This is a genomic window from Myxococcus sp. AS-1-15, from assembly GCF_020037055.1.
Taxonomy (GTDB): Bacteria; Myxococcota; Myxococcia; order Myxococcales; family Myxococcaceae; genus Myxococcus; species Myxococcus fulvus.
Window position 1 is genome coordinate 1,188,941 of the sequence record NZ_JAIQDF010000001.1, and the last position, 24,355, is coordinate 1,213,295.

The following is a 24,355-nucleotide window of genomic DNA, read 5'->3' on the forward strand; positions in this document are numbered from 1 at the left end:
AGGTGTGGTGGGGAGTCCACCTCAGCGGGGGCCCGGCTCACGTCCGGGGGGCCGGAAAGACAATCAGGTGTGGAGGGCAGTCCACCCCTCATTCTCGCTGAATGACAGACAGGGTTCTGCTGTGTGTCGTTGCGACAATCGATGCTACCGTCGCACGCATGCACTGGCACCTGCACCTGAAGAGCGCGGCCCTCGCGGGCGTGCTGTTCGCGATGTCCGGGCTCATCGTGTCCGACGCGCATGCGCAGCAATGTGAGCCCGAGCCGACGGCCCCGGAGGACCCTCCCGAAGACCCGATGAGCGACACGCGCGTGCTGCGGCGCATCGTGCTCGGTCTCACCGGGACCACCCCGACCCTGGAGCAGTACGAGGCCATGGAGGCGGCGGCGACGCCCGCGGCTCGCGCGACGCTCCTGCGCTCCACGCTCGACGAGGTGCTCGCCTCCCCGAAGTTCTACGAGCGCATGGTCCGCTTCGGGCACGAGTGGATTACCGTGGGCGCCTTCACCACCGGCGCCCAGGGGGACGCGTACCAGGGCGACATGTCCGGGCACCTGCACCGCTGTGACGACAACAGCCTGCACCCGGGCGCGTACTACGCGGTCAACGAGTTCGAGAGCGGCAACCCGAACCAGCAGTGCCAGGACAAGGATGGCGCTGGCAATCCCGCCGTCCCGGAGGTGCACACCGTCGAGCCCTGGTGGGCTCCGGGCACCACCGTCCAGGTGCTGGGCAAGGCGGGCGGTGACACCAAGACCGTCACCGACACCCGCACCGGCAAGGTGCTGGACTGCGGCGTCGCCTCCGGCGGCTATTACGACCCGGCGCTGAACCGGGGCTGTGGCTGCGGACCGAACCTCATCTGGTGCTCGCCGCTCGCGGGCCTCGGGTCCGGGGGCACCGGCAGCCTCAACGGTCAGCGTCGCCACCCCTACGAGGAGCCCGCGCGCCTGTTCGCGCACCTGGCGTGGCATGACCGCCCGCTGTCGGACCTGGTCGTCGGCAACTACACCGTCGGCACCAACTGGCTCCGGGCGCTGTACGTCCGCTTTGGCCGGCAGATGGGCAACGCCGTGGTGGACCAGAACACCACCTGGTGGCGCCCGGACGTGGGCAACGAGCCGCGCGACCCGATGCACCCCACGCCGAACGACCCGCAGGCGTGGCGGGAGTTCGTCGTCGAGCAGCTCGAGCCCTTCCACCTGGCGCTCACGCCCGACAAGTCGCGCTCTGGCGGCATGGAGCGCACCTACCGCTTCGACCCGCGCACGACGACGGAGGCGCCCCTGGGGCTGCCCGCCGCGGGCGTGCTCACGATGATGGGCTCCATGTCCTCGTTCCCGCGCGAGCGGGTCCGGGCGGCGCGCTTCCTGGAAATCTTCGCCTGCCAGAACTTCTCGCCTCCCCCCGCGGACGTGCACTTCCCGCCGCTGGAGATCGACCCGGCCACGGGCGGCACGTGCCTGCACTGCCACAAGACGCTGGACCCCGCGGCCATCGCCTTCAAGCGCTGGGACTTCACGCCGTTCCCCAGCTACTACGTCCCCTGGCCCTTCATCGGCGGCATGGGCAACCAGCGCGTCACCGCGGAGTGGCTGTCCGGCAAGTACCCGCACACCGGCAACGCGCCGGGCCTGCGGTGGAAAAACGCCTTCCTGCCGAACACGGTGCTCACGCCCGTCACGCCCGAAGAGCTCAAGGCGAACCCGGAGGCGGTGCTGCTGGACACGATGCCGGAGTCGTACACGCTGCTGGGCCAGCACGGCGACGGCACCATGGGCCCCCTGGGCTTCGGCAAGCTGCTGGTGCGCTCGGGTGAGTTCGACCGCTGCGCGGCGCGCAAGCTCTACGCGATGTTCATCGGCCGGGAGCTGAACCCGGCCACGGAGAAGGGCTTCATCGACAAGCTCGCGCGCGAGTTCGTCGCGGGGGAGCGCAAGCTGCGCCCCTTCATCCGCTACCTGTTCGAGCAGTCCGAGCTGCGGAGGGGCCTGTGATGCGCACGCCGACTTCTTTCGTGTGCGCCGCCGCGCTGGCGGTGCTCGCGCTCAACCTGGGCGCCTGCTTCGGTGACAGCTCGTACCGACAGGGCAGCTCGGATGAGCCGGACTCGGGGACCTGCGCCGCGGCGAGCGACAACGACGCGGTCCGCCTCGCGCTCGCGCCCGCGTGCGAGGGCTGCCACATCAACGGCAACAAGCCCTTCTTCGCCTCGCTCGCCGCGTTCGAGAGCGGGCTGGTCTACGACGAGCGCTTCGTGAAGCGCGGCGACCCGGAGGGCAGCCTGCTCATCAAGATGCTCAAGGGCAACGCCCCGGGCAGCTACGCGCAGATGCCGCCGGGCCAGCCCTACGAGCAGCTGGTCGCCAATGGCCGCGTCACCATGACCATCGCCCAGGTGGAGGACTGGATTCGGGACCTGAAGGCGCCGCCCGAGCCGATGGACACGCCGTCCCCCAAGGAGTTCCAGGTCCGCCGGCTGGCCGCGGACGAGATGGTGGTGAGCCTGATGGACCAGCTGGGCCTGACGCTCGAGGACTTCGTGAGCACGAGCAACCCCGACTGGCGCAACCGGGCCTACGTGGTGAACTGGAACAAGTTCTTCGTGTGGCCCGGGGACTGGGCCCCCGGCATCTCCGGCGAGTACGTCTCCGACTCGCGCGCGCCGGAGCGCTACGAGGCCCTGGGCGGCGGCAACTCCCTGGAGTACCGCAAGAAGAACCCGATGTTCGGCCCCTCCGCCGGTCAGGCGCTGGTGCAGATGTCCCAGGCCTGGTGCGGGCGCGCGGTGGACAAGCAGAACAACAAGGCGGTGCTGCGCTACGTGACGCTCGCGGACACGTCCACCCAGAACCCGGACGCGGTGCGGAAGAACCTGCGCAACCTCTACCTCCGCATGCTCGGGCAGCCGCCCACGGACGCGGAGCTGAAGGAGCTGTACGAGCAGGTCTACCTCCCGCTGGAGGCGCAGAACACGCGCCTGGCCTGGGTGGGCACCTGCGCGGCGCTCATCCGTCACCCGCTGTGGATTACGTACTGAGCCGAGGACCCCATGCTGAACACCTCTCGACGCACGTTGCTCAAGTGGGCCCTGGGCGCAAGCCAGCTGGCGCTCCTGGAGAAGGCGGGGCTCTTGGGCTCCGGCACCGCGCACGCCGCGGACGCGGATGTCCCCTCGCGGCTCGTGGTGCTCTATGTCCCGGGCGGCTTCCGTCCGGCGTACTACTTCACGCCGATGGAGGACGCGGAGATTCCGCTCTGCGTCCCGGCGCCCGCGGGCTTCAGCAGCGAGCCCGTCTTCTTCGACGCCAGCAAGGTGGTGGACCTGGCGGCCCCCAACGGCCCGTACAAGCCCTTGCGGACCTGGCAGTCGTGGGACCCGGCGAACCCCGCCGCCCGCGGCTCGTTCAGCCCGCTGATGTATGGCTATCAGCACTATGCGCTGCACGAGCAGCTGAGCGTGCTGCACGGCATCGACCAGGGCACCAATGACCACGCGAGCGCCTTCATCTCCGCGATGTGCGGCGTGGCGGGCGCGGACTACCGGGCGCCGGCGGTGCACTCGGTCATCGCCAACCACCTGTACGAGCGGCACCGGGAGAGCCGGCCGCTGCCGTTCGTGGTGGTGGCGGGCGAGCGCGGCATGCCGTCCGGCATGGGCCTGCCGTCGCACGCGGGGCCCGTGGGGGTGCCGTCCATCGACGCGCTCAAACCGATGCTCTCCGGCAAGGCGGCGGACAATGCCTGGTGGAACGGGCTGGAGGCGCGCACCGAGGGGCCGGAGCTCAACGCGAAGGGCGAGCCCACCGGGGCCCAGCTGAAGACGACCACGGTGGAGCGCTACTCGCTGGGGCAGGCCAGGCCCCGGCTGGGCCGCTCGACGGCGAAGGTGGACAACTACCTGGAGGGGCTGCACGGCTCGCTGAACAGCGTCTCGCGCGTGCTGGCGACGGACGTGGTGTCGGTGTTGGAGAAGACCAAGGGCATCGACGCGCTGAAGACGAACCGGCCCTCGTACCTGTCGAGCTATCTGAGCGAGTCCTTCACGTACACGTTCGGCAACGCGAACTTCCACCTGGTGGGGTTGGACCCGCGGATGGACATAGCGCTGCGCCTGCTCAAGTCGGACCTGGCCACGTCGGTGCACGTGTCGCTCAGGCTCGACTTCGACACGCACAACGGCGGCGGGCATGCCTACAGCTGCGCGCATGGCCGCGGGTTGATGGACTGCGTGGCGCGCTTCCTGGGCGAGATGAAGGCCACGCCCGCCCCGGGCAAGCCGGGCAAGACGCTGCTCGACGACACGCTGGTGCTGGTGATGAGCGAGTTCGGGCGGAGCTGGGCGTCACGCGGCAGTGACGGCAGCTACAGCCTGCCGGACGACCACCACCCGTACACCTCGGTGGTCTTCGCCGGTGGCAACGTGGCCCACAACCGGCAGGTGGGCACGTACACGACGCGCGGGCTCGGCACCCCGGTGGACATCATCGAGGAGACGGGACAGACGCAGAAGCGCGTGCCCCGCTCCGCGGACGTCGTCACCACGGCCCTGCGCATCATGGGCATGCAGACGCACCAGTTCTTCATCCCCGGCGGCTACGGCGAGGTGGTGGGGTTGCGCAAGGGGTAGGCCGCCGCGGCCTCCACGTGGCCCAGGAGCGCCTGGGCGAGCGCGGGGACGATGGCCTTCGGAATCGTGTGCCCCATTCCCTCCAGCGTCACCAGGGTGGAGTGGGGCAGCGTCCGGGCGAGGAAGCGCGAGTTGGACGGAGGGTTCGTCGGGTCCTCCGGGCTGTCGATGACGAGCGTGGGCACGGTGACGTGGGGCAGCTCGGCTCCGCGCGCGAGCCCGGTGGGGTCGACCCTCGCGTGTGCAGTGGACGTGTCGTGGCGGCCGGCGTGGTCGATGAGGCGCCGCTCGAGCGCGCGGAACTCCTCGGCGTCGAAGGGGAGCACGGTGCCGTGGAGCCGGCGCCAGTTCTCCACGCGCCACTCGATTTGGGCCTCGCGCTCGCGGGGCGCGAACATCTGGCCCCAGAACTCGAACAGGCGGGGGTCGATGGGGGCTCGCGCGGGCAGGTCCTGGAGCTCGGGCGCGCCCTGGAGGGCGGCGGAGCCGAGGAGGGCCGCGCTGAGCAGTCGCTCGGGATGGGCGACCATCAGCCACTGCGTCAGGATGCTGCCGAGCGACATGCCCACGACGTGGGCGCGGGAGATTCCGAGCGCGTCGAGGATGGCGAGCGCGTCCTCGGCCATGCGCGTCGCGGAGTAGGGGTGGGTGTCGAAGGCCCACGTGGACGCGCCGGTGTCCCGGTGGTCATAGCGGATGACCCGGTGGTGTCGGGCCAGGGCGTCCATCAGCGCGTCGGGCCAGACGAGGCCTGACGCGGTGGAGCCCATGATGAGCAGGATGGCGGGCGCGTCTTCTGGCCCGCGTGACTCGACCCACAGCGAGACTCCCTCGGCGACCTGGACGAAGCGTTCCATGGCGGGAGCATCGCAGGTCGCCGGGGAGCAAGCCCAGACAACTCACCCGCCGCAGCGGTTGAAGTTCTGGTCGACGTAGTAGAGGCAGCAGCCGGCGTAGGCGCCCAGGCACGTCTGGGTGCCGAGGGCCTGGGTGGCCCACTGCGAGGCGGTGGCGTACGTGCCCGCGCAGGCGTCACCGCACAGGGTGTTGGAGATGGAGGAGATGGTGCCGTCCAGGTTGTAGCAGGTGGTGGCGTGGGCGCGGGCGTAGACGGTGCACGGCTCCTGCGCGGGCGGCGGGGTGGAGGACGACGTGCTCCAAATGGTGCTGAGGTACACGCGGTCGGAGCTCTGGTCGATGCCGGCCCAGCGCGAGCGCGGGCCCGTGTCCCAGGTGACCATCATGTAGTGGCGGGCCTGGAGGGTGGTGCTGTAGTTCACCTTCCATTCACAGCCATCCCAGGGCCAGAAGCCGCAGGACTTGTACTGCGTATAGAAGTACGCGGTGGAGTCGAAGCCGGCCGCGAGGCCCACGGCGCGGAAGTAGACGGTGTTGTCCTTCGCGCCGCTGTACGAGCCGTACCAGTAGTCGGTGATACAGGTGCGGCCCTGGGTGGCGGTGGTCGCACAGAAGTTGCTCGTGAACCACTGCTTGTCGCCGACCCAATCCCAGGTGTCGTTGAGGCTCGCGGCAAAGGGGCCGCGCTCGGTGTTCAGGGCGGAGGGCCCCTCGGCGAGCGGGGCGTTCGCCGCGGCGCGGCCCTCGCTCCGGGCGGCCTCGCGCTCCTGGAGGTGGCGGGCCATGGCGACGCGGCCCTGGGCGGCGACGAGGGCGGCGGGGACGTCCTCACGGGTGGCTCCGGGCACGAGCGCGAGGTAGACGTCCGCCAGCTCCTGGCCCTGGGTGGAGTCTGTCTTCATCGCCTCGCGGAGGTGGGCGGCGTCGAGGTCCATGTGGCCCGACTCGGCGACGAAGACCTCGCCCGGGGCGGACTCGATGAAGCGCACGCTGCGGGTGTTGCTGAGCTTGAGCTCGTGCAGGACGGTGCCCTGCTCGGTGGCCTCGGGCGCGGGGGCCTCGGCGGGAGGCGCCTCGGTGCCCTGGGGACCACAGGCGGCGAGCAGCAGGGTGCACAGGGCGGAGGACAGCATGGCCCGCGAGCGCGGGGCGGGGTGGCTCGACATGTCGGGGGACTCCTCGTTCAGGGCTGCAGCCACCTGAACGGGGGGCGTGAAAAGCCTTCGGTGGGGCGCCGCCGACGTCGCGGCGCCCTGCCTCACGACCTCAGTCCCGACCCGAGGCCTTCACGGCGCAGCCCGTCGCCGCGCGCTGACGCAGGATGCGTCCGGGCGTCGGCGCCACCAGCGGCTTGCCCCGCTTCCTCCAGTGCTCCACGAGCGCGTCGCGCAGCGTCAGCGCCTGCTGCTCGCCCAGGTTGACGCTCCCGGGCGGCAGCGTCTTGAGCACCTCGTCCATCCCGCTGCCACCCCGCGCGAGGAAGTCCGGCATGGCCACCTGGAAGAGCTTGTTGGGCTCGAGGGGCTTCCCGTTCGCCTTCGTGACGGAGACCATCCGCGTCACGCCGTTGCACTGCTCCAGGTTCACCTTCAGCCCCGCCACCTGGAGCGTGCCTCCCTTGCGCGAGTAGGCCCCCTCCAGGAGCTTCGTCAGCTGGGCCCCGGTGAGGGTGACGACCGAGAGCGTGTTGTCGAACGGGAGCACCTCGAAGACGGCCCCGTACGTCAGCTCGCCCGCGGGCAGGTCCGCGCGCAGCCCGCCGCTGTTGATGACGGCGATGCCCGTCATGCCCAGCTGGTTCAGCGCGTCCGCCAGCACGTTGCCCAGCGGGCTCTCCGCGTCGTAGTCGCGCGTCAGCTTCGCCGGCACGTTGACGCCCAGCGGGCGCTTCTGCATCTCCTCCACCTTCGCGAGCGCCCCGGCCAACTGCGTCCCCAGCGCCGCGTCCGCCACCACCGGCTGCCCACGGAACGTCGCCGGCACCAGCTCCACCTTGTTGCGGTCCTTCAACTTGCGCTCGTCACACGTCCCGAGCGTCGCCTCCACCCGCTCGCACACCGGCACGGAGCCCTGCAGCGTGGTGCGCTCGGTCAGCACCTTGCGCGTCGTCGGGTCCACGAACAGCTCCACCAGGCCGAACGCCCGGCCCCGGCCCGACGTCTCGATGACCGGCGTGCCCCGCACGAAGTGCCCCACCGGCTGATGGGTGTGCCCGGCCACCACCGCGTCCAGCGTGCCCTCCGGCAGGGCCTCCAGCATCTCGATGATTTCGCTGTCGCCCCGGTCGCACGACGAGATGTCCCGAGGGTCGTCCTGCCGTTTGCACACAGCGCCCGCGTGCGCAATCGCGATGACCACCTCCGCCCCGCGCGCACGCAAATCGTTGGCCGCCGCGAGCGCTGAGGAGACCAGCGGCGCGAAGCGCAGGCTCGCCACATTCACGGGGTTGGTGACCTCCGGCGTGTGCGGCGTCGCCAGCCCCACGATGCCCACCTTCACCCCGCGCCGCTCCACCAGCAGCGTGCCCGTGTTCCCCAGCCACGTGGGGCTCACGCCCGTCTGCGCGTCGGTGACGTTCACCCCGAGAATCGGGAAGCGCGCCTGGGTGATGCGCGCCTTGAGCGCGCCGAACGGGTCATCCCCCTCCATCGCCACCGAGCGCGGCCCCACCGGGCCGTAGTCGAACTCGTGGTTGCCCAGCGCGGAGGCCACGTACCCGAGCGTGTTCATCGCGTCGATGACCACCGCGCCCTCGGTCAGGTTGGACGCGAGCGTGCCCTGGAACAGATCGCCACCATCCAGCAGCAGCACCCCGTCCGGGTTCTCCGCGCGCAGGATGGACAGGTAGCCCGCGAACGTGGCGAGCCCTCCCTGCTCCACCGCCGTGCCATCCGCCAGGCTCCCGCGCGACGGCATCACCCAGCCGTGCAAGTCATTGGTGCCCACCACGCTCAGGCGCACCGGCTCGGGCGCGACCTTGACGGCGGCGGGGGCCGTGGGGGGAGCCTCCGGCGCGGGCGGATGCGAGGCGCAGGAGACGACGAGGGCCGACAGGAGCCCGAGGCGGAGCGGACGGAGGGCGGAAGTCACACGCCCCTCTAGAACGCGGCCCCGTCTGATTCAAGGGCCCTCGCCTCCCAGCATGGAAGCGAGGGCCCCGTGTGGTGCGGCGATGTGGCTAGTTGCGCACGCGCAAGAGCAGCTCGGCCTGCATCGGGCTGCGGCGGCCCGTGGCGGTGCCGAACCGGTTGTTGGTGGCGCGCCACTGTTCCTGCACGAAGGTCACGTCGCTGTTGTTGAGGACGTTGAAGAAGATGAGCGTGAGCTCCATCTTCGTCTCCTTCGTCTTGATGACGCGGTTCAGGTCGTAGCGGGCCTGGACGTCGAACAGGAACTGGCTCGGCTGACGCAGCTCGGAGATGGCCGCCGGGTCATTGAAGTCCGGGATGCCCGTGCTGGTGTTGTACGAGTGACCGGTGCCGCGGTCCGAGCGCACCACGCGCTGACGGTCCACGGAGCCTTCCTGGAACATCCACATGGGCGCGCCCGTGCGGTAGTTGAAGCGCACGCCGAAGTCGAGGCCGAACTGGGTGGTGTACCCGATGGCGCCCTTGAGCGTGTGGCGGATGTCCTCGGGGGACGGGCCCTCGAAGAAGTGCTTGAAGCGCGGGTTGGCGCCGTAGCCGTCGAAGTAGTCACCCACCGTGCCGTTGCTGAACGCCAGGGTGTAGCTGGCCAGCAGGTCCCACGGGCCCGTGCGGCCCTGCGCCCACAGGTCCATGCCGCGGTAGTCGCGCCACGCGTCGTCCGGGTTGTGGATCTTCACCACCGTGTGGTTGATGCCGTCCGCGTAGTCCACCACGCGCGTGCCGGACGGGTCCCAGATGCGGTTGACCTCCTCGTCCACCCACATGTTGGAGTACTTGCGGTAGGTGAGGTCCATGCCGATGACCGCGCCCTCGTTGATGGCGTGGTGCAGGCCGAGCGCCAGCTCGTCCACGTGCGGCGGCGTGTGGTTGGTCTTGTCGAAGAAGCGGCCCGACGCCCCGCCCGCCACGCTGCACTGCGGGTTGCCCACGGTGTCCGGCGTACAGTCCGCGAACGCGCCGTTGGCGAACGTGGAGCGCACCTGGAGCAGCTCCGGGTTGGCGTGCTGCGCGATGAACACGTCGCCCACTTCGTTGGAGCGGCCGTAGTGCGCCTTGATGAGCGTGGTGCGGTTGCCGAACGGGTCCACCGTCGCGGACAGACGCGGGCCGATGCCCACCAGGTTGGTGATGAACTGGTTGTTGTCACCGTACAGCCGGCCCACGTCCGCGCGCAGACCCGCCACCAGCGTCAGGTAGCGGTTGACGTTCCAGCGGTCCTGGACGAACGCGCCGGAGATGAGTGTCCCGGCCTCGGTGGTCAGCGGGCCGCGCACGCCCTCGCTGTTGTAGAAGTCGATGCGCTCGTTGCAGAAGGCGAACGTCTCCGGGTCGTCCGGGTTGCACTCGCCGTTGCGGTCGTTGAAGCGCTGGTTGCCAATCACCTGCGCCGTCTTGTCGCCGCTCAGGTAGCTCAACTGGAAGCCCGCCTTCATCTGGTGGTTCTTCACTTTGAAGAGCAGCGTCGGGTCGAACTGGTAGCGCATGCGCTTCTCGGTGACCAGGTTGCCCACCTCGTTGCGCAGCGCGCCGGCGTTGCGGTACGTGGTGCTGTTGTAGATGTGGGCGATGTCCTGCGAGTCCTCGTTCATCGGCCCGTTCCAGATGTCCTTGTAGGTGAGGCCCGTCTGGAGCTGGAAGAGGACGTTGTCGGAGATGTTGCGGTCGTAGTTGACGATGGCGAAGAAGCCGCCGCGGTCGACCTGCGTCTCCGCCTCCGGCGTCACGAACGTGGTGGAGACCTGGTTGGTGATGGTGTTGTTGTCGTAGTTGAACGCCAGGGACAGGCGGTCCTTCGTCGTGGGCTGCCAGGTGAGCTTCAGACGGGCCAGGCGCGTCTGGGTGTCGGACGTGCGGCTCTCCTCGCCCAGCGGCGTGTCACGCTTGGAGAAGTTCCACTGACCGGAGACGTAGAACCACAGCTTGTCCTTGATGATGGGGCCGCCCACGCCCACCAGCGGGCTGTAGAAGGCCGTCTCGGAGAGCGGCACCTCGTTCTGGGTGTAGTTGGCCACGTTGGGGTTCTGGTTGGCCGCGCCCCGGTACTTCGCGTTGGCCCACGCCGGCGACAGAATCATCGTCACGTCGTAGGTGAACTTGTTGGAGCCGCTCTTGCTGACGACGTTCTGGATGAGGCCCAGCGAGTTGTACTGTGCGTCCAGACCGCCGGTCATGACCTCGAAGTTCTCCACCGCGTAGAAGCTCATCGGGGAGCTGATGCTGCCGTCCACCACGTCGGACGTGTCCATGCCGTCGATGAAGAACTTGCCGTAGCGCGACAGGCCGGCGCGCAGGCTGGGCGCGTTGCCGTTGCCCACGCCGGCGACCAGCTGCGGCATGGCCTGCACCTGGGTGAAGACGGGCGAGGTGGCCGCCTTCTCCGCGGTCATCACCGCGCCCATCTGCGCGGAGTCCGGGTTGATGATGGGGTTGACCTTCTCCACGATTTCGTAGGTGGCCACCGCCGCCTGCTCGGTGAACACCTCCAGCTTCACGTCCACCTGCGTGGCCTGGCCCAAGAGGACGGTGATGCCCGCCTTCTTGATGGGGGCGAAGCCTGGGACGTTCACCTCGAGGACGTAGCCCTCGCCCGGGGGCAGGGTGTCGAACTCGAAGCGGCCGTCCTCGCCGCTGGTGCGCGACTGGGGCTGCTGCAGCGCGGGGCCCGTGACGGTGAGCGGCACCTCGGCGAGCGGCGCGCCCGTCGGGTCATACACATAGCCGGCCATGCGGCCGTAGTTCTGGCCGGCGGCGAGCGCGGGGGAAGGGAGGCTCGCGACCAGCGCGAGCAGCAGCAGCGCGAGCGCGCCACCGGCACGGCAAACAAGCGTCTTCATGGAGGGGCTCGGGACAGGGGAAGGGGCGCTCACAGGGAGCTCCCGACGGCGAAGAGCACGCCGGAGTACCGGGTGAGGGTGCTGATGTTCAGCTCCGTCTCAGCGCACACGTCCGTGCACAGGCCGGTGTAGCTGGAGGCGGGCTTCGCGGTGGTCGCGGTGAAGGTGCGCAGGCGCACCACCGGGGACCAGCCCTCCTCGCCCGGGAGCGCGGAGAACAGGTACACGGGCGTCTCCGACGTGGGCGCGCCCGTCGGCGGGCTCACCAGCACGCCGTCCATCACCTTCAGGTTGCCCTGGTCATCCACGGGGATTTCGCCGCCGTCCAGGTACGCCAGCTGCAGGCCGCGGTACCAGCCGCCCTGGGACGTGAAGGCGGAGTCGGCGCGCAGCGGGTTGAGGTTCGCGGACACGTCGATGATGGCGCGCAGCGCAATCGTCGTGTCGCCCGCGCCGCCGCCGAAGTTCCCCTTGGTGAGGGAGGCCGCGTCCTTGATGGCGTTGCACTGCTCGGAGGACGTGCCGTTCCAGCGCGTCACCTTCACCAGCGGGACCACCGGCGGCGTCGTGTTGCCCGTGACGGTCAGCGGCAGGTTCGTGAAGACGGGCCACTGCACCGTCTCCGGGTAGTTGTCGGTGCGGACGTCGAAGTCCGCCTTGCCGGTGACACAGCCCTCGGCGAACTCATAGGAGGTGTTCACCGCGCGCGCGGCGGGCACGTACGGCCGGCCGTCCGCGTCCACGGGGACGCCCGCGTTGGTGATGACGCCCCGGTCGTCCTTGCGCTCGGTGGCGACCTGTCCCAGGTTGTAGAAGGGCACGTTGGTGCCCCGCACCCGGGCCGTCGTGGGCCGGTAGTTGCCGCTGGTCGGCCGGAACTTGGTGTCGAGCGTCGAGGCATCGATGACGCCCTGGTAACGGTCGCCGACCTCATCGGTCGACTCACCACAGGACACACTCAGGGCTGCCACGAGCCCGAGCGCGCACTTCATTTTTGTCTGCACGGAAAATACCTCTGGGGATGGGGACGAGGTGGCGGCCCTCTAGCACGAGTGGCCGGTCCAGAGGTATCAGTTGCGTGCCGTCTCCATGACACTCACACGATTCTGCTGATGCAGCAGGATTACATCCCGACGACTCTTGTCGGGCTTGTGGTAAGGCGTGCCCGGCATGTTCGCGCAGCAGACCGACCCTCATTCCTCACGCATCCTCGGCTTCGCCGCCTTCTCCGTCGCGGTCCACGTCGGAGTCGTGGCCGCGCTGGTGTTGTTCGTGAAGCCCATGGTCCTCGAGACGGAGGAGCCCATCGACGTGGTGCTCAACCTCGTCAAGGCCCCGCCTCCGCCCCCTCCGCCTCCTCCACCCCCCGCGGCGCGCAAGACGACGCCCCGCACGGAGGTGAAGAAGCCCAAGACGGAGCTGCGTCAACCGGTTGAGGTCAAACCCGTTGTCGAGCAGAAGCCGGTCGAGGTGGAGCCGGAGCCCGAGCCGGAGCCCGCGGCGCCAGAGGAAGGCGGCGTGGAGGGTGGGGTGGAGGGCGGTGTCGCCGGAGGCGTGGTGGGTGGGGTGGTGGGCGGCGTCGTGGGCGGTGCCGTGGGTGGCACGGGGCCGGCCGAGCCGGTGAAGCCCAAGAACGTCCCGCCCTTCGTCATCCAGCGGGACGTGGTGCGGCAGACGGCGCCGCGCCTGTCGGAGGTCTTCAAGCAGGGCCACCGGGGGCAGACGCTGCAGGGCATCTACAAGGTCTGCGTGGCCACCAATGGCAGCGTCTATGAGGTCACGCCGGTGAAGTCCGTGCCCGGCGCGGATGAGGACATCATCAAGGGGCTCAAGTCGGGCTGGGAGTACAAGCCCCAGAAGGTCCCCGTGTGCTTCCTCTACAACATCCCCATCACCATCCAGTAGGCGCGGGGCCCCTGGCGCGCGGGCCTCAGGGGACGTCGACCGTGAAGGACAGCGGTGGGCCGAAGGCCTGGCCGTCGCGGTGCAGCCTCCACCGGTAGGTGGTGCGTCCCGGTGACGTCGGCGCGGTGTGAGTGAAGACGAACGTCTTCCGCTGCCCCAGGTGGATGGCTTCCCCCGGGGAGAGTCCCAGGTCCGCGGTCTGGTCGAGCGACGTGGCGCGCAGGCCGCCGCGGTCGCTCCAGGCCGTGGTGCCGGTGTTCTCCAGCGTCACCGTTCCCTGGAACGGCTGGCCGGCCTGGACCTCGAGCGCCCCTTCGGTGGTGACGACGCGTGCGTCCAGCGCGGGCGTGTCCAGGAAGGCGCCGAGCAATTGCTGGCGGAAGGGGAGGAAGGCCGTCGTCAGGGACGGGGACAGGGGGTAGTGCGAGTCCGGTCCGGGCGTCGGCAGTGGGGACAGGATGTCCTGCGTCTGGACGAAGCGCAGGAAGGCGAGAGGGAAGACGCCCGGGGCTCCCCCCAGCTCCGTGCCCCGGCTGAGGTCGTGGCAGCCGCCGCAGGACAGCGCCTGGGCGCGGGCCACCAGGTGACGGGGCGTCAGCGGGCTGCCGATGCGCAGCAGCTCGGCCTGGAGCGCGTCGGTGAAGGGGGTGGGCGCGGCGGTCTTGTCGAACTCGGCGAGGAAGTCGTCCACGCTGCCGAAGGACGGCATGGAGCTGCTCTGCGCGGCGTTGAAGACGTCCGGGACGGCGTAGTTGAAGCGGTTGAAGTCATCCACCGCGAGGGCCTCCACCTGGGTGACGAAGAAGTCCCGGAAGGCCACCGCGAGGGGGTGGGTATTCTGGAGGTTGAAGAAGTCTCCCCGGGGCGTCGACTTCACCGTGGTGGGGAGGAATCGCAAGGTGCAGCCCGTGGCGTCGCACTGCCGCTTCAGCTTGAACTCGCGCAGCATCCACGGGTTGGGCGCGCCGATGCCCGCCTGCATGAACATGTTGACGCGCACCTGCCCGAGGCCCGCGGGGTTGTCCCCATAGTGTTGGGGGTGGATGACGGGCGGGATTCCCGGGGCCAGGCCCTCGAAGAAGAGCGCGTCCAAGAGCGCCCGCCGCTCGGCGGCGTCCTCCAGGGTGGAGAGTGCTGCCCACGCCTGGGCTACCGGACGGCAACCCTCCAGCCCCAGCTCGGGTGAGGGATTGGGGAGCGCGCCCTCCAGGATGAAGCGGTTGCGGGAGCGCACCTGCGGGGCCGGGACGAACCGCGCGAAGGACATGCGGTACTCGCCGCAGTGGGCGCCGTCCACCGGGGCCAGGTCGAAGCGGTTGAAGAGGCCCACGAGCACATACCGGTCGAGCGCGGCCGTCGTGGTGCTCGCCTCGGTGCCCTCGAGGGTCCGGCAGGGATAGGGCGCGCCGTTGACGGTGTTCCCGTCGTCGGAGCAATGGGGACCTCCGGGAAGGTCCGGCTGGCCGGGCGCGGGGTTCTGCGTGTCCCAGAGCTGGCGGAAGAGCTGCTCCGCGGTGAAGCCCGTACCCCCGGCCTGCCGCACGAGCTGCTCGAACACGCGGCGCGCGGTGATGGGCGACACGGTGGCGTGGTCGGAGATGGCCAGCGAGCGCAGCGGGTCCAGCGTCGTCGCGGTGAGGGATGCGCGATGGGCGAGCGGACTGGTGTGGAGTCCTCCGCGCTCGGAGTGCAGGGATTGGGCGAGCACGGGCGTGGCTTTGAGCAGGAGGAGTCCCGCCACGAGGGCAGGTGAAGTGAGGCGTTGAAGGCTTCTCATGCGAGGGGCTCCAGGGGAGGGCGGGGTGTCTGGGCAATCATTCGGGAAGGGCGAGGCCTTGAAATCTTCCCCAACCCAGGCGGGTCAGCGCTGACAAGGGCGTCTGGCGCGCACCGATGCCCACCGTGGGCAGGGTTTGCGGGTTCGCCTAGAGTCAAAGCCTTCCACATCCGAGAGGTCTTCACCTGGACCTGGCAACACTGAACAAGCTCCTGACGGTTGGCGTACAGAACGGCGCTTCGGACATCCACTTCAGGCCCGGCGACCCGCCCATCTACCGGGTGAACGGCGTGCTGCGCCCGCTGAAGATGGAGAAGCTCCACGCGGACCACACCCGCCAGGTGGCCATCCACGTCATCTCCGACCCGGCCATCAAGCCGCAGATCGACCAGCTGCAGGAGTGCGACGCCTCGTACAGCCTCCCGGGGGTCGCGCGCTTCCGCGTCAACATCTACCGGCAGCGCGGCTCGCTGGCGTGCATCCTGCGCATCATCCCGGATGAGATTCCCACCATCGACGGGCTGGGCCTGCCGCAGGTGCTCAAGAAGATCGCAGGCAACGAGCGCGGGCTGGTGCTGGTGACGGGCGCGACGGGCTCGGGCAAGAGCTCCACGCTGGCGTCGATGATCGACCACATCAACCGCACGGAGAACCTGCACGTCCTCACCATCGAGGACCCCATCGAGTTCATCTACAAGAACATCAAGTCCTCCATCTCCCAGCGGGAGATCGGCCCGGACACCAAGGGCTTCGCCATCGCCCTGCGCGCGGCGCTGCGCCAGGACCCGGACGTCATCCTGGTGGGCGAGATGCGCGACACGGAGACCATCGACATCGCGCTGAAGGCCTCGGAGACGGGCCACCTGGTGCTCTCCACGGTGCACACCACGGACGCCTCGCGCACCATCAACCGCCTGGTGTCGGTGTTCCCCGCCGAGGAGCAGACCATGGTGCGCATGCGCCTGGCGGACTGCCTCAAGGGGACCATCTCCCAGCGCCTGTTGCCCCGCGCCAGCGGCAAGGGCCGCACGGTGGCGCTGGAGATCATGGTGCAGACCAAGACGGTGGAGCAGTACATCCGGGATGACCGCGCCAGCGAGCTCAAGGATGTCATCGAGAAGGGCCGCGACATGTTCGGCATGCAGTCCTTCGACCAGCACCTGACGCAGCTGTACCGCGAGGGCATCATCACCCTGGAGACGGCGCAGAGCGCGGCCTCCAACCCCGCCGACTTCCAGCGGGCGCTCGAGTTCGATTGACGGCCGTGCGCGGCAGCGCCCGGAGCGGGGTGGCTCCGGGCGCTGGAGTGGACCTCAGGGCGCGGTCCAGATGGCGGCGATGCCTTCGTTCTCGGAGGCGCCACCCGTCGTGTCGACGAAGAGGGACCGGATGGGCTTGCTCGACTGGAAGCCCACGAACTCGAAGGTGTGGGTGTTCGTGTCGAGGGCCGCGTCCTCGATGACCTCCTGGGTGGCGTCCGTGAAGGTCAACGTCACCTTGTGCACCGCCCGATGGTTGGTGAGCAACTCCAGTCCCACCGCCGAGACGGGCCTGAGGAAGGCCAGCTCGAAGTCGTCCTCGCCGTTGACGATGAGGGTGGGCTTCACGGGGAGGGGGTTGGTGTTGTTGTGGTTCCAGCCGGGCCCGACGAAGCAGAGCCAGTTGTTCGTGCTGGCGCGGGGCGCCAGGACGTTGACGGTGGGCGCGCTGGCGCCCCACGGCAGGTCGACCCCCGGCGGCGTCCGCACGCAACTGGAGGCGGCGCCCGACGGATGGTCGGGGTACGCGTCGAACGCATTCACGGGGAATGGCAGCAAGGTGGCCCCGGTGGCCGCGGTGAAGTCCACCTGCTGGGTGAAGACCTGGGACAGCCCCTCTCTCCGCGTGGCGAGCGGTTCCGCTTCCTCGTCCTGCATCGGAGCCCCGCATGAGAGCAGGATGCCACAACCCAGAATCCACATCGAACCGCGAACGTTCATCGCCGCTGCTCCTTGGAGGGTGTCTGAAGATGGGTATTGCGTGGCTCAGCCTGCGAGAGAACCGGTGCCGCGACAAGGTGCTGGATGCATGTTCTCCCGAGTTCCGAGGTGACGGTGTGTCACCTCGCCGTAGCGAAGGTGGCGCTCCTGGCCGCCGTGGAACAGACCCGGGAGGCCTCACGCCGAAGCACGGCTTGACCGGGGCGCCGCCCCTCGGGGGGGCGCGACTTGAGGGATGGGCGGATGGCTGTGATTGGACGCGACCTGGGACGTGCCATGCCCCGTTCGGGGTGAGGGGCCCTGCTCTGGATGATAAGGATTTCCACCCTGGCGCGGGGTTGACCCACGTCGTGTCCGTCTGGCTTGGTGTCTCTTCCATCCCCTCTCAGTGGAGGTCGAGTGACGAACCTGGCACGCGTGTGTCTTGTCCCGCTGATGCTGACATCCCTCTTGTGGAGCGCCTGTGGCGCCGAACCCGCCGCGCCCCCGGAGGCGCCGCCGGCCCCGAGCGCCGCGAAGCGACGCTTCGTCCCGGGGCAGGCCATCGTGAAGCTCAAGGACTCGGTCCGGGGCCTCTCCGGTGACGCGCTCCCCACCGTGCGAGGGTTCCGCTCCACGCACGTCCAGGCGCTCTCGAGTGGCGCGGTGGTGATGTCATTGGAGCCGGAGGCGGGGCGCCCGGCGGCGTCCATCGCGGAGGAGGAGGCGCGCACGCTGGAGGCCATCGCCGCGCTGCGCGAGGACCCGGGCGTGGAGTACGCGCACGAGAACCTGTACCTGGAGTTCTTCGCCACGCCGTCGGACCCGCTCTACCCGCTGCAGTGGAACGCCCCGGCCATCGGCCTGCCCTCGGCGTGGAACACCGTCACGGGCAACGTGAAGATCGCCGTGCTGGACACGGGCCGGCTGGACCACCCCGACCTGCAGGGCGCGTGGACCCCGGGCTACGACTTCGGCGAGGGGGACGCGGACCCCTACGACACGAACACCTACCACCACGGCGTCCACGTGGCGGGCATCCTCGCGGCGCGCGCGAACAACGGCGTGGGCGGGGCGGGCATCTGCTGGGGCTGTCAGCTCATGCCCGTCAAGGTCTCCAACACGGGCAACGGCGTCACCCTGGCCACCGTGGACGAGGCCATCCGGTACGCGGCGGACCACGGCGCGCGCGTCATCAACATGAGCTTCGGCACGGCGTATGACGCCGGCAATCCCTCCGCCATCTATCCCTGCTCGAACTATCCCGACATCCAGAGCGCGGTGAGCTACGCCGTCTCCAGGAACGTGGTGGTGGTGGCCGCCGCGGGCAATGACGGCGTGCAGGGCTTCCAGGCCGCGAACGTCACGCCGGCCTCCTGCAACGGCGTGCTCGCCGTGGGCGCCACCACGAAGACGAACACGCGGGCGGCGTGGAGCAACGGGGGCTCCCGGGTGGACCTGATGGCGCCGGGCGGCACCGCCAGCTCCGGCTTCTTCGGCGAGGGCATCGGCTGTCCCGCCAATGACCCCAACACGTGGGACCCGTACTCGGGCACGGACCAGATTGTCGCGCCCTGGGCCATCGGCAAGCCGCACGGCGCGCTGCTGACAGGGGATTACTGCCACCGCTACCTGAGCGGGACGTCCATGGCGGCGCCGCACGTGGCGGGCCTCGCGGCGCTCATCCTGTCGCAGAAGCCGTCCATGACCCCCGCGCAGGTCGCCGCGCGCCTCAGGAGCACGGCGACGCTGGTTCCGGGCTGTGGCTCCCACTGCGGCTCCGGCCTCATCAACGCGGCCGCGGCCGTCTACACGAACCTGCCGCCGCGCCCCCAGCAGGGCACCTGGTACAACGCCTCGCGCCCGGGCAACGGGCTGGACATCCAGCACACCGCGCCCGACGCGCTCTACGTCACCTGGTACACGTACACTGCCTCGGGCACCCCCATCTGGTACGTGAGCCACCTGCAGGCCGAGCCCGGCGAGTGGCGGGGAGCTTTGCTGCGCGCGTCGTGGAATGGCTCGAGCGCGACGCTGACGACGGTGGGCGGCATGCGCTTCACGCACAGCGCCGGAGCGTGGACCTTCCACTGGAGCCTGGGGGCGCTGTCGGGCAGTGAGCCGGTGCAGTTCTTCGCGTTCGCCAGCGGCACGCCGGTGATGAACCTGACGGGGGCCTGGTACCAGGCGACCGAGTCCGGCTGGGGCGCCACGGTCCACAGCATGGGCAACACCCACTTCGCCAACGTCACCGTCTATCAGGGCAGCACGCCCGTGTGGGTGCAGGGCGTGGCGACCAGCCCGTATACGACGCTGTCGTTCCCGCTGACATATGTCACCGGCACGAACCTCTGCCCGGGCTGCGGCGGCACGCCGTCCACGTCGTCCATCCCCGTGGGCACGCTCTCCGTCTCCGGCTCGGTGGGAGCGCCCGGCGCCGTGTCCTCGTCCCTGTCGCTGAGCTTCCCGGGTGGGACGTGGAACCGCCCGTCGTTCACCTTCAGCCGGCTGACGGGGCCGTAGTCCCTGTGACACCTCCGCTCCGGAGGGACGGTGCCTTCCGGAGCGGGGCGTGTGGGCGCTACGGCCTGCAGTGGGATTGCAGGTCCAGGCCCAGGTCGAGGTAGGCGCGCGCGCCGCTCTTCCAGAACTTGCGCATCACGTGCTCCGCCTGGGGCATGGTGCGCGTGGTGCCCGAGCCGCAGACCTCCGTCTTGATGATGGGCGCGTACGCCTCGAAGACGGCCTGGTCGAGGAACGCGCTGCCGTCCCCCGCGGACATGTGGCAGGTGCGGCAGTAGGGCTTCACGACGCCGTTGTAGAGCGCCAGTCCCTTCTGCTTCGTCTGCTTCCACTGAGGGGGCACGTAGGTGTCATTGGCCATCGCCGTCACGTCGCTCACCGCCTTGGGCGCGTACATGCCGGTGATGAAGTCGGTGATGGCCGCCGTGGGCGAGGTCCTGGTGATGAGGTCGTTGAGGGAGCGCAGCGCGTTGGCCTGCTCGGCGTAGGTGAAGCCCGGGGCGTTGGAGTACCGGAAGCTGAAGACGTCGAAGGGCAGGAACTTCGCCTGGCCGGACACGGAGTTGTTGACCGGGTTGTACGTCGCCCGGATGCCATGGCACGTCAGGCAGTTGCCGGGCACGAAGGTGTTGTCGGCCGCGTTGTCGAGCTGCGCCTTGGGGGCCAGCGCGCCCTGGGCGTCGTACACCATGAACTGGACGCTGTTGGCGGTGTTCGCGGGCGGGGTGAAGACCATGGCCACGGTGGCGAACTCGTTCGTCCGGCTCACCGCGTCCGCGAGCGCGATGGCGGAGCTGCCGCCGAAGACGGGCACGCCGTTGAGCTGCTCGGCGTAGTTGCTCACGTAGCAGGCGACGCCATTGGGCTGCGACGGCACGGGGAAGGAGCGGCAGTGCATCTCCCGGCCAATCCCCAGGTCGCCGTCGTTGTAGTAGGTCGCGGTGACCTCGCTGTTGGGGAAGCCGAACTTCGTGCGGAAGGCGGCGAGCGTCGCGGGCGCCTGGATCTGCGCGTAGTACTGCAGCGTCTCCGCCTCCTCCGCGGCCGCGCTCGGGAGGTTGCTCTGCTTCTTGCCCAGGAACACCGTGCGCGCGCCCGGGGCCGCGTCGACGGGGCTGTTGCGGGTGGAGACCAGCGCGGAGCGGTTGAGGCCCACGCCCTGGCACTCGGTGCCGAGCACGTTCCAGGGCTCGTTGACGTTGGCGGCGAAGCAGTCCGGGTAGGTGATGTCGTCGAAGGTGTAGAGCGTGGTGTCGCCGTCGGGGTCCTTGGCCACCGCGCGCACCTTCACCAGGCCGCCGGTGGACCAGCGCAGCGAGAAGCCGATGTGCGGCACCGGCGCGGCGGTGACGCTCCAGTGGAAGAGCGGGTCGGTGCTGTTGAACGAGGTGGGGGTGGTGACCGTCGTCGCCGTGGCGAACTGGGTCCAGTTGGAGTCCAGGGTCGGGTCCAGGCCTGGATTGTTCATGACCTGGAGCGAGATGGGGATGTTGGGTTCGGGGTAGTAGCCCTCGAACCGGAAGGTCTCGCCAATCACCGGGTCCCCGGTGGTGGTGCCGTTGTGCGGGCCGGTCATGCAGGCCGTGGCGGCCACCAACGAGAGACACACGAGCGCGAGACGCCGGGATGGAATCGGCGACATGGACGGAAGCTCCTTCTCGGGGAAGGTGCCCGGAATGGGCTCGTCCCTTGTCCCTGAACGGAGCTCGCCCGGAATTCCCCTCACCGGCGCGTGCGGGACTTCATGTGCTCCCGGTGGACGTCGCGGGGCGGAGCTCCGACAGGGCCGAGCTCCAGGCCTCCAGCGCGGCGTCGAGGTCCTCCTCGGAGGTCTGGAGTCCCAGGCTGAAGCGCAGGGCGGAGTCCGCGCGCCATGGCGCCCCGGGGAACGCGGCGGCCACCACGGGAGAGGCCACCACGCGCGCCTGCTGACACGCGGAGGTCCTCGCCACGCACAGGCCGCGCAGGTCGAGCGCGGTCTCCATCCTGCGTGCCTCCACGCCAGGCACCGAGACATCCAGGATGGGGCCCACCCAGTCGGGCCCCGTGTTGTGGACGAGGTCCGGGCAGCTTCGCTGGAGCCCCGCGAGCAGCCGCTCCGCCTGGGCCCTCGCTCGCGGCAGTCCTTCGCGCAGGGCAGGGGCGCGGACGCGGCAGGCCGCGCCCATGCCGATGGCGGCAATCCAGGGCGGTGTCCCGGGGGCTTCGGGGAAGCGCGGCTCGCGTCGGCCCGCGGGAGCGAAGGCCAGCTCGCGAGGCACGCGCAGCACCGCGACACCCGGAGGTCCTCCGAGCTTCTGGGAGGCGCAGGCGAGGAAGACGCGAGGCGCGAGCAGGGGGCGGAGGTCTCTCCAGGCCGCCGCCTGCACCGCGTCCACCACCCACCAGGCGCTGGGAGCCAGCGCCAGCAGCGGCGCGAGGTCGGGGGCGGTGCCCAGCTCCTGGTTCATCGCGGACAGGGCCACCACGGCGGCGCCCTCGAGCAGCGGAGCGGCGACGGTGGGCGTCAGGCTTCCGCCCGGCTGGGACAGCCAGCGCACCTCACGGCCGGAGGACTCGGCTTCCTCGACGACGTTTCGTACGGCGGGGTGCTCCAGGCGACTGGAGACGAGGGGGCCCGAGCAGAGGGACAGGGCCGAGCGCAAGGCGCGTCCCAGCGCGGCCGAGCCGCTGGCTTCCCACCGCAGCTCGGCGTGGAGGCAGCCCAGGTAGCTGGACACCTCGATGCGGGCCTGGTCCAGCGCGGCGCGGGCCTTGCGTCCCGCCGCGTGCACGGAGGAGGGGTTGCTTGCGCCCTCGCGCATCACGCTCAACATGGCTTCCAGTGCGGCTTCATACACGGGCGTGGAGGCCGCGTGGTCCAGGTACGTCATGCCGTGACTCTATCGCGCCGCCCCGCCGTCAACGCCAGCCGCGCTCCTTCACGAGGATGGACAGGCGCTCATGGTCACGAGGCGAGGTCGCCAGTCGGACGGTGGCCCCCTTCGATTCGAGGAGGATGTTCATGTCTTCCCATGCGCCCGCGCGGTAGGACCGTCCCGGTTCCAGGCCGGGCAGGTGCTTCACCGTCGCGGGAAGCTCCCTGGCACCCGGGCTCGTGCGGAGCGGGATGCTGTCGCCAGGGAGTGGCTCGAATGAGAGGGATTGAAGCCCCTGGGCGTGGGTCATCCAAGGGATGAGCGCGTCGAAGGTCCGGAAGACCAGTCGCTCCCCGGGACGCTGGGACCAGGCCTCGGAGGGGAGGGCCCACACGTCCTCGGTGAGCTGGAGGGTGCCGGGAGACAGTCTGGGAAAAGGCTGGGTGGCCCCTGGCAACTGGTCCGGTGAAGGCTTGCTCCGCCAGGTCGTGTGAAGCCAGTCGGAGAAGGCCAGGGAGAGCAGCTGCGTGCCCGCCCAGCTCAGGTAGTCAGGGGTGCTGGGCTCCAGCGTGCCCCGGTCCGCCGAGATTCCGAGCATGGAGGGCCGCTCGGGATGGGTCGACTCGTCGGTGATGGCGAAGCCGACGCCCTGAGGGTCTTCGTAGGCGAGCCGGAACTGTCTGGGGAGGTCCTCGAGGTCGAGCCGGAACGTGTCGCTCCAGGCGCGGTACTCGGTCAGCAGCCGCTTCACTTCCTTGCGGCCCTTGGCGAGCTCCGGCTCACCGAGGAACCCGGCGAAGAGCGGAGACCAGCCCACCGGTTCCCAGAAGGCGCGGAGCGTGGCGGGCTCCTTGTCGCCCAGCTCCACGTCCCTGCGAGACGACGCGAAGTCCTTCAGCCGGGTGGCGAGCAGTTGGTGCAACCCGGTCGCCTCCTGACGGATGGTCAGGGCCTCCTCAGAGACGGCAGGGGCCTTCGCGGGGCGCTTGCTCCGAGGGGCCCGTGTGGAGGGCGCGGGTGCTTCAGGTGGGGGGCCCGCCCAGGGGTCCTTGTTCGGAGCAACCTTCTGCCGGACACGAGCCTTGTGGGCCTTGAGCCATTCCAGCATCTGGGGGCCGTGTTGCGCCTCCACGAGCACGCTGAGCGTGGGGGAGGGGGGATGCCGGGATATCCAGACATGCATCCCGTCGATGATGCCGAAGGCATGATGGCGCGGCGCTTCCCGCGGGGACGACTGGGAGGTGAAGGCTCGCAGTCCTGGCAGGGTGGGGTGCTCGGGCTCCAGCTCCTTGCCTCCGTCTGTCATGAAGGTGAAGCCGGAGCCGGGAGGGCCCAGGGTGGGGAGCTGCTCCGTGGGCACCGAGAGGGCGAAGTCGACGTAGTGGGCGAACGAGCGGAAGACGAAGTTCGTCAAGGCCTGGGGAGGCGGCGGCTTGCCGTGGAGGTGGCGTGGGTCGTGGCCCAATCCCCAGACGCCATCGCCCAGCTCCCAGAGGCCGGTGAAGAGCGGTGCGAAGGGGGCGGGTCCTTTCAACGGGGGACCGGGCAGCACCAGGGCCCTGCGCAGCGACATCACCCACAGGATGGTGGCATGGACCACGGCATCCACATAGCTGGGGCACGACATCACCGGCGTGGGTGACTCCGGTCGCACTTCGAAGACAGGAGGGTCTTCGGCGTCGGAGGTTTCGTCCGCATAGGCGAGGGCCGAGGTGAAGGCATAGACGATGCGAAGCTTGCGGGGCAGCCTGCTCCAGGGCGGCCCCTCGTCGGCCCTGCGGGGTGGATTCGAGGCGGAGCGCGCGACCCGAGCGTGCATGGATGACCCGCTTGAGCGGGCCCGTGGAGCTGTACTCGAAGCGC

At 69.6% G+C, this 24,355-nt stretch carries 16 protein-coding genes; 6 read left to right on the forward strand and 10 right to left on the reverse strand.

All coding sequences use genetic code 11. The features are described 5' to 3' along the window. Positions 1-158 precede the first annotated feature (158 nt). The 3 genes from K8625_RS04905 to K8625_RS04915 are packed head-to-tail and all read left to right on the forward strand — an operon-like array spanning position 159 to position 4,630. Complete coding sequence (locus K8625_RS04905; RefSeq protein ID WP_223781961.1) at positions 159-1,997, forward strand: DUF1549 domain-containing protein; 1,839 nt, start codon at positions 159-161, stop codon at positions 1,995-1,997. After that, positions 1,997-3,040: a hypothetical protein gene (locus K8625_RS04910; protein ID WP_223745404.1), complete on the forward strand. Its 1,044-nt coding sequence runs from the start codon at positions 1,997-1,999 to the stop codon at positions 3,038-3,040. Before K8625_RS04905 ends, K8625_RS04910 begins: the two co-directional genes overlap by 1 nt. Positions 3,041-3,052: 12 nt before the next feature. Then, entirely contained in the window at positions 3,053-4,630 is a 1,578-nt protein-coding gene (locus K8625_RS04915; protein ID WP_223781962.1) for a DUF1501 domain-containing protein, read from the forward strand. On the opposite strand, the gene K8625_RS04920 is transcribed toward K8625_RS04915, so the two are convergent. The 5 genes from K8625_RS04920 to K8625_RS04940 form a co-directional block, all read right to left on the reverse strand. After that, on the reverse strand, positions 4,597-5,487 hold the full coding sequence (locus K8625_RS04920; RefSeq protein WP_223781963.1) for an alpha/beta fold hydrolase: 891 nt from the start codon (positions 5,485-5,487) through the stop codon (positions 4,597-4,599). The two genes, K8625_RS04915 and K8625_RS04920, sit on opposite strands and share 34 nt — an antisense overlap. Positions 5,488-5,529: 42 nt before the next feature. After that, positions 5,530-6,654 carry a hypothetical protein gene (locus K8625_RS04925; RefSeq protein WP_223745406.1) on the reverse strand — a complete coding sequence of 375 codons (1,125 nt, stop codon included), beginning with the start codon at positions 6,652-6,654 and terminating at the stop codon, positions 5,530-5,532. Between the two features lie 100 nt (positions 6,655-6,754). Then, the gene (locus K8625_RS04930) at positions 6,755-8,578 is read right to left on the reverse strand and encodes a bifunctional UDP-sugar hydrolase/5'-nucleotidase (protein WP_223781964.1); all 1,824 of its coding nucleotides are present in this window, start codon (positions 8,576-8,578) and stop codon (positions 6,755-6,757) included. A gap of 88 nt (positions 8,579-8,666) precedes the next feature. After that, positions 8,667-11,471, reverse strand: coding sequence for a TonB-dependent receptor (locus K8625_RS04935; RefSeq protein ID WP_223745408.1), 2,805 nt, complete (start codon positions 11,469-11,471; stop codon positions 8,667-8,669). A 29-nt stretch (positions 11,472-11,500) separates the two neighbouring features. Continuing rightward, positions 11,501-12,442 carry a hypothetical protein gene (locus tag K8625_RS04940; protein ID WP_223745409.1) on the reverse strand — a complete coding sequence of 314 codons (942 nt, stop codon included), beginning with the start codon at positions 12,440-12,442 and terminating at the stop codon, positions 11,501-11,503. 199 nt (positions 12,443-12,641) lie between these two features. On the opposite strand from K8625_RS04940, the gene K8625_RS04945 reads away from it, so the two are divergent. Then, positions 12,642-13,376, forward strand: coding sequence for a PaxA (locus K8625_RS04945; RefSeq protein WP_223745410.1), 735 nt, complete (start codon positions 12,642-12,644; stop codon positions 13,374-13,376). Between the two features lie 25 nt (positions 13,377-13,401). Here the strand turns inward: K8625_RS04945 and K8625_RS04950 are convergent, their stop codons facing one another. After that, entirely contained in the window at positions 13,402-15,153 is a 1,752-nt protein-coding gene (locus tag K8625_RS04950) for an NBR1-Ig-like domain-containing protein (RefSeq protein WP_223745411.1), read from the reverse strand. 212 nt (positions 15,154-15,365) lie between these two features. On the opposite strand from K8625_RS04950, the gene K8625_RS04955 reads away from it, so the two are divergent. Continuing rightward, entirely contained in the window at positions 15,366-16,412 is a 1,047-nt protein-coding gene (locus K8625_RS04955) for a type IV pilus twitching motility protein PilT (RefSeq protein WP_223745852.1), read from the forward strand. Positions 16,413-16,466: 54 nt separating this feature from the next. Here the strand turns inward: K8625_RS04955 and K8625_RS04960 are convergent, their stop codons facing one another. Then, positions 16,467-17,132, reverse strand: a complete 666-nt coding sequence (locus tag K8625_RS04960; RefSeq protein WP_223781965.1) for a hypothetical protein — start codon at positions 17,130-17,132, stop codon at positions 16,467-16,469. A gap of 399 nt (positions 17,133-17,531) precedes the next feature. Here K8625_RS04960 and K8625_RS44095 point away from each other — a divergent pair, with 399 nt between their 5' ends. Continuing rightward, positions 17,532-19,634, forward strand: coding sequence for a S8 family serine peptidase (locus K8625_RS44095; RefSeq protein ID WP_370640296.1), 2,103 nt, complete (start codon positions 17,532-17,534; stop codon positions 19,632-19,634). Between the two features lie 58 nt (positions 19,635-19,692). On the opposite strand, the gene K8625_RS04970 is transcribed toward K8625_RS44095, so the two are convergent. From K8625_RS04970 to K8625_RS04980, 3 genes are all read right to left on the reverse strand, one after another. After that, positions 19,693-21,276, reverse strand: coding sequence for a hypothetical protein (locus K8625_RS04970; protein ID WP_223745413.1), 1,584 nt, complete (start codon positions 21,274-21,276; stop codon positions 19,693-19,695). Between the two features lie 100 nt (positions 21,277-21,376). Beyond that, positions 21,377-22,507 (reverse strand): cysteine desulfurase family protein, encoded by a 1,131-nt coding sequence (locus K8625_RS04975; protein WP_223781966.1) that lies wholly within the window; start codon positions 22,505-22,507, stop codon positions 21,377-21,379. A gap of 28 nt (positions 22,508-22,535) precedes the next feature. Next, positions 22,536-24,311, reverse strand: coding sequence for a hypothetical protein (locus K8625_RS04980; protein WP_223781967.1), 1,776 nt, complete (start codon positions 24,309-24,311; stop codon positions 22,536-22,538). Positions 24,312-24,355 lie beyond the last annotated feature (44 nt).

What these genes read in the sequence shown, in the direction of transcription:
- K8625_RS04950 (WP_223745411.1), bottom strand. Translation starts at nt 15,153, where the DNA reads ATGAGAAGCCTTCAACGCCTCACTTCACCTGCCCTCGTGGCGGGACTC.
- K8625_RS04960 (WP_223781965.1), bottom strand. Translation starts at nt 17,132, where the DNA reads ATGAACGTTCGCGGTTCGATGTGGATTCTGGGTTGTGGCATCCTGCTC.
- K8625_RS04910 (WP_223745404.1), top strand. Translation starts at nt 1,997, where the DNA reads ATGCGCACGCCGACTTCTTTCGTGTGCGCCGCCGCGCTGGCGGTGCTC.
- K8625_RS04970 (WP_223745413.1), bottom strand. Translation starts at nt 21,276, where the DNA reads ATGTCGCCGATTCCATCCCGGCGTCTCGCGCTCGTGTGTCTCTCGTTG.
- K8625_RS04945 (WP_223745410.1), top strand. Translation starts at nt 12,642, where the DNA reads ATGTTCGCGCAGCAGACCGACCCTCATTCCTCACGCATCCTCGGCTTC.
- K8625_RS04925 (WP_223745406.1), bottom strand. Translation starts at nt 6,654, where the DNA reads ATGTCGAGCCACCCCGCCCCGCGCTCGCGGGCCATGCTGTCCTCCGCC.
- K8625_RS04975 (WP_223781966.1), bottom strand. Translation starts at nt 22,507, where the DNA reads ATGACGTACCTGGACCACGCGGCCTCCACGCCCGTGTATGAAGCCGCA.
- K8625_RS04935 (WP_223745408.1), bottom strand. Translation starts at nt 11,471, where the DNA reads ATGAAGACGCTTGTTTGCCGTGCCGGTGGCGCGCTCGCGCTGCTGCTG.
- K8625_RS04920 (WP_223781963.1), bottom strand. Translation starts at nt 5,487, where the DNA reads ATGGAACGCTTCGTCCAGGTCGCCGAGGGAGTCTCGCTGTGGGTCGAG.
- K8625_RS04915 (WP_223781962.1), top strand. Translation starts at nt 3,053, where the DNA reads ATGCTGAACACCTCTCGACGCACGTTGCTCAAGTGGGCCCTGGGCGCA.
- K8625_RS04980 (WP_223781967.1), bottom strand. Translation starts at nt 24,311, where the DNA reads ATGCACGCTCGGGTCGCGCGCTCCGCCTCGAATCCACCCCGCAGGGCC.
- K8625_RS04905 (WP_223781961.1), top strand. Translation starts at nt 159, where the DNA reads ATGCACTGGCACCTGCACCTGAAGAGCGCGGCCCTCGCGGGCGTGCTG.